The organism is Polaromonas sp. P1_G4, assembly GCF_056405475.1.
In genome coordinates, this window is the sequence record NZ_JBFUCA010000042.1 from 1 (window position 1) to 15,074 (window position 15,074).

Consider the following 15,074-nt stretch of genomic DNA (forward strand, 5'->3'; position numbering starts at 1 on the left):
TTTCTTGCCCTGGCCCAGCGCGCTGGCGGTGGCCAGGCTTTGGTGCACGGCCTCGCCCACGAGAGAAGGAGCATTCACCATCTCGGCCAGGTGGGTGTAGTAGCGCAGGTCCTTGCGCGCGTTGTCCAGCTCAAACTTCAGGCCGTTGAAGTCGCCGTTCAGCGTCTTGGCCATGGCCTGGAAGAGGCCCGAGTTCACCGCGCCGGCCGAAATCACTTCCACCAGCTTTTGCGGCTGAATGCCCGCCAGTGCGCCCACGGCAAAGGCCTCGGCGGTAGCCGTGCAAATTGCCTGGCCGATGAAGTTGTTGAGCAGTTTGATCACATGCCCGGCGCTGGGGCCGCCTACGTGAAAGATGTTTTCGCAATAGGCGGCCAGTACCGGCCGGATTTTGTCGAACACGGCCTGCTCTGCGCCCACCATGGTGTTGAGCTTGCCGAGCTCGGCTTCCACCGGCGTGCGCGCCAGTGGTGCATCCACCAGCGTCGCACCGCGCTCGGCGCATAGGGCGGCCAGGCGGCGTGTGGATTCGGGTTCGCTGGTGGAGGTGTCGATCACGATCAACCCGGCGCGCGCCTTTGACAGTACGCCATTGGCCCCGAGCAGGGTCTCCTCGACCTGCGGCGATCCCGTCACGCAAATAATCACCGCGTCGCACGCGCCCAATTCGGCGGGGCTGGTGGCCTGCTTCGCACCGGCGGCCAGCAGGTCGGCCACGCGTTCCGTATTGCGGTGCACGGTCAGGCTGACGTTGAATCCCTTGGCCTGCAGGTTGCGTGCAATGCCGTGTCCCATGAGGCCCGATGCGCCGATAACGCCGATGTGTTTCATGCTGTCTCCTGAAAAGTGGTTGAGAAAAAAGCCAGAAAATCTTTGGGTCAATAAAGACCCTTGACGCGTGCCTGCAACCGGGCCAGCCCGAGTAAGGCGTCGGTATAAGGTGTGGGCACGGCCGTCAGTTGCCCCAGCTCGCGCACGGCCGTCACCAGTGCGTCCAACTCGACCGGTTTGCCGGCTTCCACGTCCTGCAGCATGGATGTCCTGAATGCGCCCAGCTTGCGTGTGATGACATGTCGCTCCGCAGGGGTCTGGTTGATCGGGATGCCGATGCGCGCCCCGATTTCCTTGGCTTCGAGCATCACGCTGTGGGTGAAACCCGTCACCAGTTCATCGTCCAGGACGCGGTCCATGGTCGCGCCGGTTAGCGCGCTGATCGGGTTGGCGGTCATGTTGCCCCAGAGCTTGAACCAGATGTCTTTCTGGATCTGCCCGGACACCGGCGCTTCAAAGCCGGCTTTTTCAAGCAAGGCCGCAAGTTGCTGCACCCGGGAGGTTTTCTCGCCGGAGGGCTCACCGATGATGAGCTTGTTGCCGAAGTGGTGGTGCACCTGGCCGGGCTCATCCAGCGAGCAGCTGGCATGCACCACGCAGCCGACGATGTGCTTTGCCGGAATGGCCTGCGCCACCTCGCCGCCGGGGTCCACTGAGGTCAACTGGGTGCCTTCAAGCGTCCCGCCGAACCCCTGCAAAAACCACCAGGGCACGCCATTCATGGCGGTCAGGACCATCGTTTCAGGGCCAATCAGCGGCGCGATCCGGCGCACCACCTCGGGCAGCGAAGGCGCTTTGACGGCCAGCACCACCAGGTCCTGCACGCCGAGGTCGGTTGGCGAGGCGCTGGAAGCCACGGCTTGCGACGTGATCTTGCCGCCCTGGTTCAGCCGCAGCCCGTGCAGCTGCAGGGCATCGAGCGTAGCGCCGCGCGCTATCACGCTGACGCGGCAACCTGCGTGAGCCAGCCCGTGGCCTATCCAGCCGCCAATGGCACCGGCGCCATAAATACATACCTTCATTGTTTCATGTCTCCATTTCCAAATTCCAAAAGCGGAAGGCCAGCAGGGGCCGCGGAACCGGCTTTGCCGGGCCGCAGGCGCAGCGCCCCCTCGGGGGGCAGCGCAGTACGCGAAGCGACAAGCGTGGGGGCTCTACTTCTAACCTTCAGGTGTAAAACCCACCGCCTTGACCAGCGGGCCCCATAACTCGGTGTCGGCCTTGAGCATGGCGGCCAGCTGTGCGGGCGAGGTCGGCRCTGCTTCCAGATAAGACACGGCCAGGCCGTCAATCACGTCCTGTGAGGCCAGCGCGGAGCGGATGCCGGCATTCAGGCGCTGCACCACATCCTGCGGCGCTTTGGCGGGCAGGAAGAAGCCGAACCATTCGGTGAACGCCATGTCCTTGAAGCCTTGCTCCAGCAGCGTCGGCGTGTTGGGGGTGAAACGACTACGTTTGGGGCCGCTGGTCGACAGCAGGCGGCACTTGCCCGATGCGACATGCTGGGTGAACTCGCCGGTAGGGCCCGACACGGCGGCAATCTGCCCGCCCACCATGTCCAGCACGGCTGGCTGGGTGCCGCGAAAAGCCACGTGGCGCAAGTCCACGTTGCCGGCCCGGCCCAGCAGCGCGCCGATGAAGTGCGGCGATGAGCCGGCGGCCGGTGAGCCGAAGTTGGCCTGGCCTGGGTTGGCCTTGCACCAGGCAAGAAAGTCCGGCACGTTTTTGACGCTGGCCGGCACCAAGGGGCCGACGGCGAAGCCGTAGTCGAAGATCGCGCCGGCAGATACCGGGGCCAGGTCGGCGACCGGGTCGTACGGCAGTTTCTTGTAGGTGTGCGGGTAGATGCCCAGCATGGACATGGGCGTCAGCAAAACGGTAGCGCCGTCGGGCGCGGCGGATTTGACGAACTGCACGGCGATTTGCCCGCCCGCGCCGGTCTTGTTTTCCACCACGGCGCTTTTGGCATATCCGGGGTGCAGCTTGTCGGCGACGCGGCGCGACACGATATCGGCGGTGCCGCCGGGCGCGAAGCCGACGATGACCTTGGTGCTTTCAAGGGCCTGGGCCCAGGCGCGCTGGCCGATGCCTGTGAGCAGTGCTGCAGCACTGGATGACTGGATGAGCTGGCGGCGCGAAATGTTCATGGTGTGTCCTCGTGAATCGGTGGGGGCTGCCGTGGCGCCGTGGCGGGCACGAAAAAGCCATTGTTGTGCAAGATGCGATTTTGTGCAGGATCAGGCGGCATCCAGATGCGCGGCGAGGTTGTTGCGCTTGCCTTCATACAAGGGCATGCCCTCGTCGATTTGCAATGTCATGCCCACAGCGTGCTGCGCGAACACTGCATCCAGGTGTGCACTGGCGCTGGCCAGCAGGGCGTCGCCGGCCCGCTTTTTCATGGCTTCGCTGCGGCCGGGGGTGATCAGGAGGTTCAGGTAGATAAAAGCGCGGTCGGGCCGCCCGTCCGCCACCGCAAAGTGTTGTGCCGGCCAGGCCATGACCCGCGTACCGGCCACCGGGAAAAGCGGCGCCACCCCGTCTTCTCCACGCAGGGCCACCAGTGTGGCGGCCAGCGTGTGGCACAAGGCGTTCATGTCGGTGAGGCTATCCAGGTTGGCGGTGTATTGAATGTTCAGGTGAGGCATGACGGAGTCTGGTGGGCTTGGCGGGTTGCACGGATGAACAGGACCCGCCATCATTACCAAAACGCAAAGGCTGGTTATTTATACAGTAATATCACGCATGGCTAAAGACAAAACGATTTACACCTGCACCGAATGCGGCGGCACCAGCCCCAAATGGCTGGGCAAATGCCCGCACTGCAATGCCTGGAACACGCTGATCGAGTCGGCCGCGGAAAACAGTGCGCCGGTCAAGAACCGCTACAGCAGCCAGTTCCAGTCACTGGCCAAGGCCTCTGACGTCACCGCCCTGGCCGACATCGAAGCCACCGACATGGAGCGCACGCCGACCGGGCACGAAGAGCTGGACCGCGTGCTGGGCGGCGGCATTGTCGAAGGCGGCGTGGTGCTCATTGGCGGTGACCCTGGCATCGGCAAGTCCACCTTGCTGCTGCAGGCGCTGGATTCATTGCAGCGCGCCGGGCTCAACACCTTGTACGTGACCGGCGAGGAGAGCGGCGCGCAGGTCGCGCTGCGTTCACGCCGGCTGGGGCTGGACGGCTCGCAGGTCAAGGTGCTGGCGGAGATCCAGCTCGAAAAAATCCTCGCCACGCTGGAGGCCACGCAGCCCGCCATCGCGGTAATCGACTCCATCCAGACGGTGTATTCCGACCAGCTCACGTCGGCGCCCGGCTCGGTGGCGCAGGTGCGTGAATGCGCGGCGCACCTGACGCGCGCCGCCAAGTCCAGCGGCGTGTGCATCGTGCTGGTGGGCCATGTGACCAAAGAAGGCGCGCTCGCCGGGCCGCGCGTGCTCGAGCACATGGTCGACACCGTGCTGTACTTTGAAGGCGACACGCATTCCAGCTTTCGCCTGGTGCGCGCCATCAAGAACCGTTTCGGCGCCGTCAACGAAATCGGTGTGTTCRCCATGACGGAAAAAGGCCTCAAAGGCGTGGCCAACCCGAGTGCGATCTTTTTGAGCCAGCACAGCGAGCCCGTGCCCGGCAGCTGCGTGCTGGTCACGCTGGAGGGCACGCGCCCCATGCTGGTTGAAATCCAGGCGCTGGTCGACAACGGCGGGCCCAGCCCGCGGCGCCTCTCGGTGGGCCTGGACCGGGACCGCCTTGCCATGCTGCTGGCGGTGCTGCACCGCCACGCCGGCGTTGCCTGCATGGACCGGGACGTGTTCGTCAACGCCGTGGGCGGCGTGCGCATCAGCGAGCCGGCAGCCGACCTGGCCGTGATGCTGGCCATCACCTCGTCCTTGCGCGGCAAGCCGCTGCCCAAGGGTTTCATCGCCTTTGGCGAGGTCGGGCTGGCCGGAGAAGTGCGCCCGGCCCCGCGCGGCCAGGAGCGCCTGAAGGAGGCCGCCAAGCTGGGTTTTAGCGTAGCCGTGGTGCCCAAGGCCAACGCGCCCAAGAAACCGATTGAAGGCCTCACCATCCACGCCGTCGAGCGCGTGGAAGAGGCCATGGAAGTGGTGCGCAGCCTGAGCTGAGGCATTGCACAATCAGGGCCATGAAACTCGCCGTCATCTCCGACATTCACGGTAACCTGCTGGCACTTGAGGCCGTGCTGGCGGACATTGCCGGGCAGGGCGTTGACCAGACCGTGAATCTGGGCGACATCCTGAGCGGCCCGTTGCAACCCGCGGAAACCGCCGACCTGCTGATGGCCCGCAACTTCACCACCATCCGCGGCAACCACGAGCGGCAGGTGCTGGAATTGCTGGACCAGGGCCAGCATCTCGACCCACTCGGTACCGACGGCTACACCGCGGGCCAGCTGACGTCGGCGCAGGTGGCGTGGATCAGGTCGCTGCCCACGCGCCTGGAGCTGGCGGGCGGTGACGTGCTGCTGTGCCACGGAACGCCCGGCAGCGATTTGATCTACTGGATGGAAACCACGGTGCCCGGTTTTCCTGACGCGCATCCGACGGGTATCCGGCCCGCCACGGCCGAAGAAGTTTTCCTGCGGCTCGGCGACGAGAGCCCCCGGGCGCATTCGCTGGTCCTCTGCGGCCACACCCATGTGCCGCGCTTGGTTCAGTGCGGCAATTTGCTGGTCGTCAATCCCGGCAGCGTCGGCCTGCAGGCCTATGACGACGACCATCCTCACCCGCATGTGGTGGAAAACGGTGCGCCGCACGCGCGCTACGCGGTCGTGGAAAAAACGGCCCAGGGCTGGCGGGTGGACTTGCGCGCAGTGCCCTACGACCATATGACGGCATCCAAAGCGGCATTTGGGCGCGGGCGCCCCGACTGGGCGTATGCCCTGGCGACCGGTTGGGCACAACGCGGCAGTTAACAAAGTGCTATTAAAAACATAGCTGCTGGCGCAATATCTGATTGGGCAGCAGCCACTTTTGGCTTAAAAAGAGCCCGCCACGCTGCCTGGAGGCCGCTTTCGGCGGTTTTTTCATGCGGCTACGCACTCCCCGCAGCGCCGGCGCCCCGGGTGGCTGCGAAAATAAGGCCATGAACTTCCAGAAAATCATTGTTCCCGTGGCCGGCATCGCCGGGGTCTTGCTGGCGTACCGCTTTTACGGCTGGGCCGGTGTAGCCGCCGCCGCCAGCGCCCTCGTGATGTGGGTGCTGCTGCATTTCACCCGCATGATGCAGGTCTTGAAGCGTGCAGCCAACCGGCCCATCGGTCATGTCGACAGCGCGGTCATGCTCAACGCCAAGCTCCGGCCCGGCATGACATTGCTGCATGTGGTGGCGATGACGCGGGCGCTGGGCCTGCTGCAGTCGGCCAAGGACGAGCAGCCCGAAATCTTCCGCTGGACAGACGGTTCCGAGTCGCATGTCACCTGCACCTTTGTGGGCGGCAAACTGTCGCACCATGAACTCTTCCGCCCCGTGCCCGCGGATTCGCCTGAGGCCGGGGGCGCAGCGCCGCCCGCACCGTAAAATCGGACTTTCGGGCTTTGCACCGCCTCCCGGGGTTGCCGGCAGGCGGGTGCGGCCGATGGCCAAAAATCATTCCACGACACTCATCACAGGATCAGCATCATGTCCCCAGTAGCACCTTCCATGGCAGACCGCGACGGCAAAATCTGGATGGACGGCCAGATGGTCGACTGGCGCGACGCCAAGATCCACGTGCTGAGCCACACCCTGCATTACGGCTGCGGCGCGTTTGAAGGCGTGCGGGCCTACAACGCCCAGGGCGGCACGGCGATCTTCCGGCTGCAAGAGCACACCGAGCGCCTCTTCAACAGCGCCAAGATCCTGCGCATGAAGATTCCCTTTAGCCAGGACGAAGTCAACGAAGCCACGAAAGCCGTCGTGCGCGAGAACAAGCTGGAGTCCTGCTACATCCGCCCGCTGACCTGGATCGGCTCGCAAAAACTCGGCGTCAGCCCCAAGGGCAACCAGATCCACCTGATGGTCGCGGCCTGGCCCTGGGGCGCCTACCTTGGCGAAGAAGGCATGAAGCGCGGCATCCGTGTGAAGACCTCCAGCTATACCCGCCACCACGTCAACATCACCATGACGCAGGCCAAGGCGGTGAGCAATTACACCAACTCCATCCTCGCCAACATGGAAGCGCTGGATGACGGCTACGATGAAGCGCTGCTGCTCGACGCGTCGGGCTTTGTCAGCGAAGGCGCGGGCGAAAACATTTTTGTGATCAAGGGCGGCGTGGTCTACACGCCCGACCTGTCTGCCGGCGCCCTCAACGGCATCACGCGCAACACCATCCTGCACATCTGCAAGGACCTGGGCCTGGAACTCGTGCAAAAACGCATCACGCGCGACGAGGTGTATATCTCCGACGAAGCCTTCTTCACCGGCACGGCCGCCGAAGTCACGCCCATCCGCGAACTCGACCGCATTGAAATCGGCGCCGGCTCGCGCGGCCCCATCACCGAGAAAATCCAGAGCGCGTTCTTTGACATCGTCAACGGCCGCAATCCCAAGTACGCTCATTGGTTGGCGAAAGTGTGAGCCCCCACGCTTGTCACTGCGTGTACTACGCTGCCCCCCGAGGGGGCCGTGCCTTGCTTGGGGCGGCCCGGCGCGGCGGCGTCTTTAACTAAAAAGGACTTTATGACCACGACGACTCTCCATTCATCCGCTGTCGAACTGCTGGCCTCCGACCTGAACGCCCAGGGCGGGGTCTACTGCCCCAGCCCCAAAGCCGACATGAAAATCTGGAACAGCCACCCCAAGGTCTACCTGGACGTGGCCCGCACCGGCCAGGCCAAGTGCCCGTATTGCGRCACGGTTTACGCGCTGAAAGCCGGCGAGCACTTCGGCGCTGGACATTGACCCACCCCCGAATCGGCCTGCGGCCGCTTCCCCCTCAAGGGGGCGCCATCTGCGGCCCGGCAAAGCCGGTTTCGCGCTGGCATTGGAAGGGAAGGCCACATGCCTGAGTCACTAATAATTTCGCCACAATGGATCGGGGATGCGGTGATGACGGAGCCGCTGATGCGCCGCCTGCATGCGCGTGGGGAACGCCTCACGGTAGGCGCCTTGCCCTGGGTGGCGCCGGTTTACCGGGCGATGCCGCAGGTGGCCGATGTCATTGAGTTCCCTTTCGCGCACGGCGGCCTGCAATTCCGCGAGCGTCGTGCGATCGCCAAACGCATCGAGGGTCGCTTCGACAAGGCCTATGTGCTGCCCAACTCGCTGAAAAGCGCGTTGCTGCCTTTTCTGGCCAGCATTCCGGAGCGCATCGGCTACTTTGGCGAAGCCCGCGTGGGCCTGCTCACGCACCGGCTTAAAAACCCCAAGAACAAGCCCCCCATGGTGGCGTTTTATTCAGCGTTGAGCGGTGGGGCGGACCTCGACAAAGACCGGCCGCAACTGCAGATGGCGCCAGCTGAAATTGAGCAGGTTCTGGCTGAACTGGGCCTGCAACGTGGCGGCTATTACGTGTTTGCGCCCGGTGCCGAATACGGCCCTGCCAAGCGCTGGCCCGCCCGTCACTTTTCAGAACTCGCCGCGCGGCTGGCTTTGCCGGTGATGTTGCTGGGCTCCGGCAAGGAAGCGGCGCTCTGCGAAGAAATTGCCGCGCCGGTGAACGCAGCGCAGCCCGGCAAGTGCCTGAACTTCGCGGGCAAGACCTCGCTGGTACAGGCGTTGTGCCTGATCGCCGCAAGCCAGAGCACGGTCAGCAATGACTCGGGACTGATGCACGTGGCTGCGGCCTTCGGTGTGTCGCAAGTGGCGATCTTCGGCTCATCCAGTCCGCTGCACACGCCGCCATTAAGCGACAAGGCCACTGTGCTGTGGCTCAAAGCCGATGCAGCCTACCAGCCGCCGCTGGACTGCGCACCCTGCTTCGAGCGCGAATGCCCGCTGGGCCATACGCGCTGCCTGAACGATTTGGGCGCCGAGCGGGTGCTTGCGGCGCTGCCACCGGTTTCCCGGGTGGAAAGTTAGGCCGGTCAGGCGGGGAAGGCCGCCAGCGGCGAAAAACCCGGTTTGCCCTGGGTCGGCGTACGCGCCACATTCATCACCCAGCACACCATCACAAAATAGCCGGCGAGGCTGACCAGCTCGACCACACCCTGTTCGCCGAAAGTTTCCACTGCCGCGGCGTAGGTGGCGTCGCAGCAGCCATGCTGGCGCAGCACTTCGAACGTGAGGTCCAGCGCGACGGCCTCATCGGCGGCCGGTTCACGGGGCTGCCTGCCTTCGGCGATCGCGTCCACAGTGGCCTGGCTCACGCCCGCAGCCACCGCCAGCGGCGCATGCATCAGCCATTCAAACTGGTTGGCGGTATGGCGGGCCGCCACGCAGGTAATGAGTTCGCGGATGCGCGCGTCCAGTGCGCTTTCAAAGCGCAGGTAAGCCCCCACGTCGCCAATGCGGCCCATGAGCTGCGGGCTGCGCAGCAGGGGAATGAAGGGGCCAAACACGGCCTTGCGCGGGCCGGCGATCAGTGCGTCCGCAGCGGCCTGCTGCGYGGGTGACATGGCCTCCCGCGGCATCAGCGGCATCCGGTCTTCGGCAAGCGGGAAGAAGCCCTGGGGGACGGCGAGAGTTGGGGGTGTGGTGGCAAGGCTCATGGGGTTCCTGTGGGTGGCTGAATCCCTGAGCGTATCAAAGGGCGCTCCGCCATGTCTTCAGGCAAAAAAAAGCCACCGCGAGGTGGCTTTTGCAAACTTCTTCCGTGAGGAAGATGTCGTTGGGAATCATTGAAATGTTTCACCGACGTTTGGTTTTTTAGTCCCTTTTAATTCCCCTGTTCCCCTACCCATTGTTGTGACAGCAACGGAAAGAAATGTCGGTGATTACACCCTGTCTGACCATTCTCCAAATAGAGGAGACACGCGGTTTAGTGTTGTTGGAGGCCATTTTTCGTGATTTATTTCACGTTTATGGATGGACAACCGGCAATTCAACAACAAAAGTCGCGCCGCCGCCGGGCCGGGCTTCGCAGCGAACGCTGCCCCCATGGCGCTGGCTGATCGACTTCACCAGGGCCAGGCCGAGCCCCACGCCGCCTTCGCGTTCACTGGCGCCGGGCAGGCGGTAAAAAGGCTCAAAAATACGCTCACGCTGCTCGGCGGGCACGCCTGGGCCGCGGTCATGGACCTTGATCACGGCCCGCTGTTTTGCCCCGGCCCGGGCCTGTGCCAGCTCCAGGCTGATCTCGCCGGTGCTATAGCGCCGCGCGTTTTCCAGCAGATTACGGATCAGCCGGCGCAAGAGGCGTGGAGAACCCTGCACCGTCAGGCTGTGGCTATCGGCATCAATGCCCAGACCGGCGCCAGGGCCGCTGGCATCCTGGTCCAGCTCGGCGCTCAATTCCGCATTGACGCGCGAGCATTCTTCCGCCGCCAGGCCGGTGAGGTCCAGGGTTTCAAAAGGCTCCGCGTCGGCCTGCTTGGCGTCGAGGCGGCTGGCCAACAGGATCTCATCGATCAGTTGGTCGAGTTCGGAGATGCTGCGGGAAATTTCCTTGCGCTGCGGCGATGCGGCGTCGGTGCCCATGAGTTCCAGCCCCATGCGGATACGCGCCAGCGGTGAGCGCAATTCGTGCGACGCGTTGGCCAGCAGCGATTTGTGCGACTCCATCAGGGTTTCGATACGCTCGGCCGCGTGGTTGAAGCGCCTGGCCAGGAAGGCCACCTCGTCCTTGCCGTCTGCATTGACGCGGGCCGACAAATCACCGGCGCCCCAGCGCTCCACGCCGCGCTGCAGGGCTTCCAGCCGCAGCGTCAACCTTCGCATCACGGGGTAGGCGCCCAGCGCCACGGCCAGGCCGACGACGACCAGCATCCAGCCAAAACCAAACGGAGGGCGATTCCACGGGTTATTGCCGGGTGGGCGTTTGGGCCGCGGCAACACCAGGTTCAGCGTCTGGCCGTCTTTGGTCAACACGTCAAATTCCAGGCCGTCACCGGGTTTGCGGTCGGGCTTGGTCTGCGCCGTGCCGATGACTTCGCCCTTGTCGTTGTGCACCAGCACTTCGCGTATCGGCAGCTGCGGCGGGTCGGCGCTCAGGCGCCACGCCGCGCCCACCAGAAAAGTGAGGACCAGCACTGTAGCGACAACAGCCAGCCAGATTCGCACATAGAGGTGCGATGTAAAACGTCCCCACATAAGAATCTAGTCCTGCTGTTTGGCAAAAACGTAGCCGACACCGCGCACCGTCAGAATGCGCTTGGGGTCTTTTGCGTCGGCCTCGATGGCGCTGCGGATGCGGCCCATGTGCACGTCGATGGAACGGTCAAAGGCCTCGAGTTCGCGGCCGCGTACGGCTTCCATGATCTGGTCGCGGCTCAGCACGCGGCCTGCACGTTCGGCCAGCGCCACCAGCAGGTCGAACTGGTAAGACGTCAGCTCGCAGGTGTTGCCGGACACCGATACGGTGCGTGCATCGCGGTCAATCTCCAGCGAACCGAAGCGCATGACCTTGTGGCCGCCGCTGGAGGCTGCCGCACCCGTTTCGCCGCCGCGGCGCAGCACGGCCCGGATGCGCGCCAGCAACTCGCGCGGCTCGAAAGGTTTGGGCAGGTAGTCGTCAGCGCCAATTTCCAGGCCGACGATGCGGTCCATCGGGTCGCCTTTGGCCGTCAGCATCAGCACGGCGGTGTTGGCGTTTTCGCTGCCCTGGCCCTTGATGCGCCGGCACACTTCCAGGCCGTCCATGTCGGGCAGCATCAGGTCGAGGATGACCAGATCGGGCGTTGCAGCTTCCAGCGCTGCCAGGCCCGCCGCGCCGTCGGCCGCGTGGGTAAAACCGTAGCCCGACTGGCGAAGGTATTCGCCCACCATATTGGCCAGGCGGGTATCGTCTTCAATCATCAAAAGCTGTTGGGTCATGGCTGGTCCTCGTGTGCAGGTGTTCCCCGTGGGGTGGAATCACAATGAAATTCATGGTGCGCCGGGCGCAACAATCCCGCTTGAAGCCACCGTAAAGTTACGGTAAACCGGGGCAGCGAGCCTCCAGCATACTCCGTGCACGGCACGTCCGCCATGGTGCGGAATTGCTATTGAATTAATAGCTGCTTGCGCTTATTCCTTCTGGGCTTGCGGCGTTTTAAGTCGTGAAGCAAAACCCACCAGAACCAGCACCGGCAGGCCCAGCAAGGCTGTTGCGGTGAAGAAGTTGCTGTAGCCAAAGGCGTCCACATACTTGCCCGAATAACCGGCAAGGAACTTGGGCAGCAATAGCATCATCGAGCTGAAGAGCGCGTACTGGGTGGCCGAGTAATTGATGTTGGTGAGGCTCGACAGGTAGGCAATGAAGGCGGCCGAGGCGATACCACTGGAAAGGTTGTCTGCCGAAATCACGAAGATCAACGCGTTGACGTCGTGCCCGCGCGTGCCCAGCCAGGCAAACAGCAGGTTGCTGGCAGCACTCAGCACGGCGCCCAGCATCRGCACGCGCATCACGCCGAAACGCATGGCCAGCGCGCCACCCACGAAGGCGCCTGCCAGCGTCATCACCACGCCGTAAATTTTGGTCACTGCAGCTACTTCGTCTTTGGTGTAGCCCATGTCGACATAGAACGGGTTGGCCATGATGCCCATGACAACGTCGCTGATGCGGTAGACCGCGATCAGGGCCAGGATCAGCAGCGCCTGCTTGCCGTAGCGGCGCAGGAAATCGGCGAACGGGTCGACCAGCGCGGTTTTAAGCCACTCTGCAGCGTTGCGCGATGGCGCCTGCGGGCGCGGCGCTGGTTCAGGCGACAGCAGCACCGTCGCCATGCCCAGCAGCATGGACGCCGCCATGACCAGGTAGGCCACTTGCCATGCGCCGTGCTGGTAAGTGAGGGCGTCGCCTGCGACTTCGGCACGCGCTGCAATCCACAGCGCCCCGGCRCCGGCCCAGATCATCGCGATGCGGTAACCCGTCTGGTAGGCGGCAGCCAGTGCGGCCTGGCGCTGGATATCGGCCGACTCGATGCGGTAGGCGTCCAGCGCGATGTCTTGTGTGGCCGACCCGAATGCCACGGCCAGTGCGCACCACACGACGGGTTGCAATGCCAGCTTGGGGTCCGTCAGCGCCATACCGACAAGCGCCGCCACGATGACCAGTTGCGACAACAGCAGCCAGCTGCGCCGGCGCCCAAGCATGCGCGTGAGCAGCGGAATCGGCATGCGGTCCACCAGCGGCGCCCACACCCACTTGAAGCCGTAGGCCAGCCCGACCCAGCTCAGGTAGCCGATGGTGGTGCGGTCTATGCCTGCTTCGCGCAGCCAGAAGCTCAGCGTGCCAAACACCAGCAGCAAGGGCAGGCCGGCGGAAAAGCCCAGAAACAGCATGCGCAGCGTGGCGGCCTCGGCATACACGTGCCAGACATCGCGCCAGGTGGGTTTGGGTGCGGCTTTCACAGTGGGGGCTGTAGATGCCGCGCTGTGCGCAGCGACAGGGGCGGGTGATGGCAGTTCGGAGGAGGGGGTTTTGTCTGACATGGGCATCTTGATTTGTGACTATTATTCACCCATGTGCTTTTTATGCGAGGCCAAACACTCTGCCTGGGCTGGCCGCCGGGCGTTCCTGCTGGCTGCCGGCGGCGCCGCAGCGACGGCCGTCACCACCCCGCTGCTCGCGCAGGTTGATGTCGGACCGTCATCGGGGCTGCGCAAGCTGATCCCTGCCGAGGAACTGGAAAACGCCGCCACGCAGGAATATGCCAAGCTGCTGGCGGAGGCGAAGTCCAAGGGCGCGCTGGCCTCGCCGGGCAACCCCCAGCTGCAGCGCATACGCGGCATCGCCACGCGGTTGGTGCCGCAGGCCGCGCAGTGGAACGACCGCGCCAACCAGTGGCGCTGGGAGGTCAACCTGCTTGGCAGCAAGCAGATCAACGCCTTCTGCATGCCCGGAGGCAAGATCGCGTTCTACACGGGCATCATCGATCAGCTCAAGCTCACCGACGATGAAATTGGAATGATCATGGGTCACGAAATGGCCCATGCGTTGCGCGAGCATGCGCGCTCCCGCATTGCCAAAAGCCAGGGCACGAGCATGGGCCTGTCCGCGTTGTCACAACTTTTTGGACTGGGACAGCTGGGCGATGTGGCCGCAAACATCGGCACTCAGCTGCTGACGCTGCGTTACAGCCGCGATGATGAAACCGACGCCGACCTCGTCGGACTGGAGCTGGCTGCGCGCGGCGGCTATAACCCGCAGGCATCCGTCAGCCTCTGGGAAAAAATGGCGCAGGCTGGTGGCGGTGCCGGCGGCCCGAGCTTTCTGTCCACCCACCCCTCCGGTCCTGAACGCATCCAGCAGCTGCAGGCCAACGTGCCCAAGGTGCAGGGTCTTTATCAACGCGCCCGCGGCTGATCGGGCTGAGCCCTGGTGACTGGGTTGACGCAGCGCGCCGCATTCTTCACGCGCGCGTGGTGGCGAGGCTTCCGGCCGGGACGCACCCGCATCAACTCACGCGAGCGGCTGCGCATTGTCATCGGGTCGCTGCTGGGCATTTTTGTGACAGGGCTGCTGTGCCACCTGGCYGACCGGATGATGCCGGGCCTGCCCTGGCTGGTGGCGCCGCTGGGCGCCAGCGCCGTGCTGGTGTATGCCGTGCCGGCCAGTCCTATGGCGCAGCCCTGGAATGTGGTGGGCGGTAATACCCTGTCGGCRCTTGCCGGCATTGCGGGCGTGCATGGCATGCATCTGCTGGGCTCGCCGGCGCTTGCGGCCGCGGTGGGCGTGGCCACGGCCATCGCGCTCATGCTGGCGTTGCGCTGCCTGCATCCGCCGGGCGGCGCCACTGCCTTGATGGTGGTGCTGGGCGGAGTTTCCGACCCGCTGTTTGCCTTCTATCCCGTGATGCTCAACTCCGTGCTGCTGGTGGCGGTCGGCGTCGCCTACAACAACGCCACGCGCAGGGCCTATCCCCACACGCAATTGGCCCCGCCGGGCCCCGCGCCGTCCGTAGAAGACCAGTTGCTTGATGCGGATCTGGACGCCGTACTGGCGCGCTACAACCAGGTGTTGGACGTCAGCCGCGACGACCTCAAGACCTTGCTGGCCGAAACCCGGCTGCGCGCGTACGACCGCAAACTGGCGGAAGTCCGCTGCGCTGACGTCATGTCGCGCGATCTCGTCACGGTGGAATTCGGCACGCCGCTGGAAGAGGCCTGGGCCCTGCTGAGGGAGCGCCGCATCAAGGCCTTGCCGGTGGTGGACCGTAGCTTC

Annotated in this window: 16 protein-coding genes; 8 read left to right on the forward strand and 8 right to left on the reverse strand. The window is 64.3% G+C overall.

The window, feature by feature from the left end; all coding sequences use genetic code 11:
• The 4 genes from AC1D1X_RS03815 to AC1D1X_RS03830 form a co-directional block, all read right to left on the reverse strand.
• A partial coding sequence (locus tag AC1D1X_RS03815; RefSeq protein ID WP_477697855.1) for an NAD(P)-dependent oxidoreductase occupies positions 1 to 831 on the reverse strand: 831 nt, incomplete at its 3' end.
• Between the two features lie 47 nt (positions 832 to 878).
• Positions 879 to 1,853, reverse strand: coding sequence for a 2-dehydropantoate 2-reductase (locus AC1D1X_RS03820; RefSeq protein ID WP_477670275.1), 975 nt, complete (start codon positions 1,851 to 1,853; stop codon positions 879 to 881).
• 138 nt (positions 1,854 to 1,991) lie between these two features.
• Positions 1,992 to 2,978: a Bug family tripartite tricarboxylate transporter substrate binding protein gene (locus AC1D1X_RS03825; protein WP_477697856.1), complete on the reverse strand. Its 987-nt coding sequence runs from the start codon at positions 2,976 to 2,978 to the stop codon at positions 1,992 to 1,994.
• Positions 2,979 to 3,068: 90 nt separating this feature from the next.
• Positions 3,069 to 3,476, reverse strand: a complete 408-nt coding sequence (locus AC1D1X_RS03830; protein WP_477670273.1) for a 5-carboxymethyl-2-hydroxymuconate isomerase — start codon at positions 3,474 to 3,476, stop codon at positions 3,069 to 3,071.
• 97 nt (positions 3,477 to 3,573) lie between these two features.
• On the opposite strand from AC1D1X_RS03830, the gene radA reads away from it, so the two are divergent.
• The 6 genes from radA to waaF all read left to right on the forward strand — a co-directional run bounded on the left by radA (position 3,574) and on the right by waaF (position 8,851).
• Positions 3,574 to 4,953: a DNA repair protein RadA gene (gene radA / locus AC1D1X_RS03835; RefSeq protein ID WP_477697857.1), complete on the forward strand. Its 1,380-nt coding sequence runs from the start codon at positions 3,574 to 3,576 to the stop codon at positions 4,951 to 4,953.
• A 20-nt stretch (positions 4,954 to 4,973) separates the two neighbouring features.
• A complete protein-coding gene (locus AC1D1X_RS03840; protein ID WP_477670271.1) occupies positions 4,974 to 5,762 on the forward strand; it encodes a metallophosphoesterase family protein in 789 nt (262 codons plus the stop codon).
• A gap of 170 nt (positions 5,763 to 5,932) precedes the next feature.
• Positions 5,933 to 6,367, forward strand: a complete 435-nt coding sequence (locus AC1D1X_RS03845) for a glycerate kinase (RefSeq protein ID WP_477670270.1) — start codon at positions 5,933 to 5,935, stop codon at positions 6,365 to 6,367.
• Between the two features lie 102 nt (positions 6,368 to 6,469).
• Complete coding sequence (locus AC1D1X_RS03850) at positions 6,470 to 7,408, forward strand: branched-chain amino acid transaminase (protein WP_477670269.1); 939 nt, start codon at positions 6,470 to 6,472, stop codon at positions 7,406 to 7,408.
• Between the two features lie 102 nt (positions 7,409 to 7,510).
• A complete protein-coding gene (locus tag AC1D1X_RS03855) occupies positions 7,511 to 7,732 on the forward strand; it encodes a zinc-finger domain-containing protein (protein ID WP_477697858.1) in 222 nt (73 codons plus the stop codon).
• Between the two features lie 99 nt (positions 7,733 to 7,831).
• Positions 7,832 to 8,851 (forward strand): lipopolysaccharide heptosyltransferase II, encoded by a 1,020-nt coding sequence (gene waaF / locus AC1D1X_RS03860; protein WP_477670267.1) that lies wholly within the window; start codon positions 7,832 to 7,834, stop codon positions 8,849 to 8,851.
• A gap of 5 nt (positions 8,852 to 8,856) precedes the next feature.
• Here waaF and AC1D1X_RS03865 read toward each other — a convergent pair whose 3' ends face one another.
• From AC1D1X_RS03865 to AC1D1X_RS03880, 4 genes are all read right to left on the reverse strand, one after another.
• The gene (locus AC1D1X_RS03865) at positions 8,857 to 9,480 is read right to left on the reverse strand and encodes a carboxymuconolactone decarboxylase family protein (RefSeq protein WP_477697859.1); all 624 of its coding nucleotides are present in this window, start codon (positions 9,478 to 9,480) and stop codon (positions 8,857 to 8,859) included.
• A gap of 310 nt (positions 9,481 to 9,790) precedes the next feature.
• Complete coding sequence (locus AC1D1X_RS03870; RefSeq protein WP_477670265.1) at positions 9,791 to 11,020, reverse strand: ATP-binding protein; 1,230 nt, start codon at positions 11,018 to 11,020, stop codon at positions 9,791 to 9,793.
• 6 nt (positions 11,021 to 11,026) lie between these two features.
• A complete protein-coding gene (locus tag AC1D1X_RS03875) occupies positions 11,027 to 11,743 on the reverse strand; it encodes a response regulator (RefSeq protein ID WP_477670264.1) in 717 nt (238 codons plus the stop codon).
• 192 nt (positions 11,744 to 11,935) lie between these two features.
• Entirely contained in the window at positions 11,936 to 13,342 is a 1,407-nt protein-coding gene (locus tag AC1D1X_RS03880) for an AmpG family muropeptide MFS transporter (protein ID WP_477697860.1), read from the reverse strand.
• A 31-nt stretch (positions 13,343 to 13,373) separates the two neighbouring features.
• Here AC1D1X_RS03880 and AC1D1X_RS03885 point away from each other — a divergent pair, with 31 nt between their 5' ends.
• Entirely contained in the window at positions 13,374 to 14,216 is an 843-nt protein-coding gene (locus AC1D1X_RS03885) for a M48 family metallopeptidase (protein WP_477670262.1), read from the forward strand.
• 15 nt (positions 14,217 to 14,231) lie between these two features.
• A partial coding sequence (locus AC1D1X_RS03890) for an HPP family protein (RefSeq protein ID WP_477697861.1) occupies positions 14,232 to 15,074 on the forward strand: 843 nt, incomplete at its 3' end.

What these genes read in the sequence shown, in the direction of transcription:
- AC1D1X_RS03820 (WP_477670275.1), bottom strand. Translation starts at nt 1,853, where the DNA reads ATGAAGGTATGTATTTATGGCGCCGGTGCCATTGGCGGCTGGATAGGC.
- AC1D1X_RS03830 (WP_477670273.1), bottom strand. Translation starts at nt 3,476, where the DNA reads ATGCCTCACCTGAACATTCAATACACCGCCAACCTGGATAGCCTCACC.
- AC1D1X_RS03840 (WP_477670271.1), top strand. Translation starts at nt 4,974, where the DNA reads ATGAAACTCGCCGTCATCTCCGACATTCACGGTAACCTGCTGGCACTT.
- AC1D1X_RS03845 (WP_477670270.1), top strand. Translation starts at nt 5,933, where the DNA reads ATGAACTTCCAGAAAATCATTGTTCCCGTGGCCGGCATCGCCGGGGTC.
- AC1D1X_RS03850 (WP_477670269.1), top strand. Translation starts at nt 6,470, where the DNA reads ATGTCCCCAGTAGCACCTTCCATGGCAGACCGCGACGGCAAAATCTGG.
- waaF (WP_477670267.1), top strand. Translation starts at nt 7,832, where the DNA reads ATGCCTGAGTCACTAATAATTTCGCCACAATGGATCGGGGATGCGGTG.
- AC1D1X_RS03870 (WP_477670265.1), bottom strand. Translation starts at nt 11,020, where the DNA reads ATGTGGGGACGTTTTACATCGCACCTCTATGTGCGAATCTGGCTGGCT.
- AC1D1X_RS03875 (WP_477670264.1), bottom strand. Translation starts at nt 11,743, where the DNA reads ATGACCCAACAGCTTTTGATGATTGAAGACGATACCCGCCTGGCCAAT.
- AC1D1X_RS03885 (WP_477670262.1), top strand. Translation starts at nt 13,374, where the DNA reads ATGTGCTTTTTATGCGAGGCCAAACACTCTGCCTGGGCTGGCCGCCGG.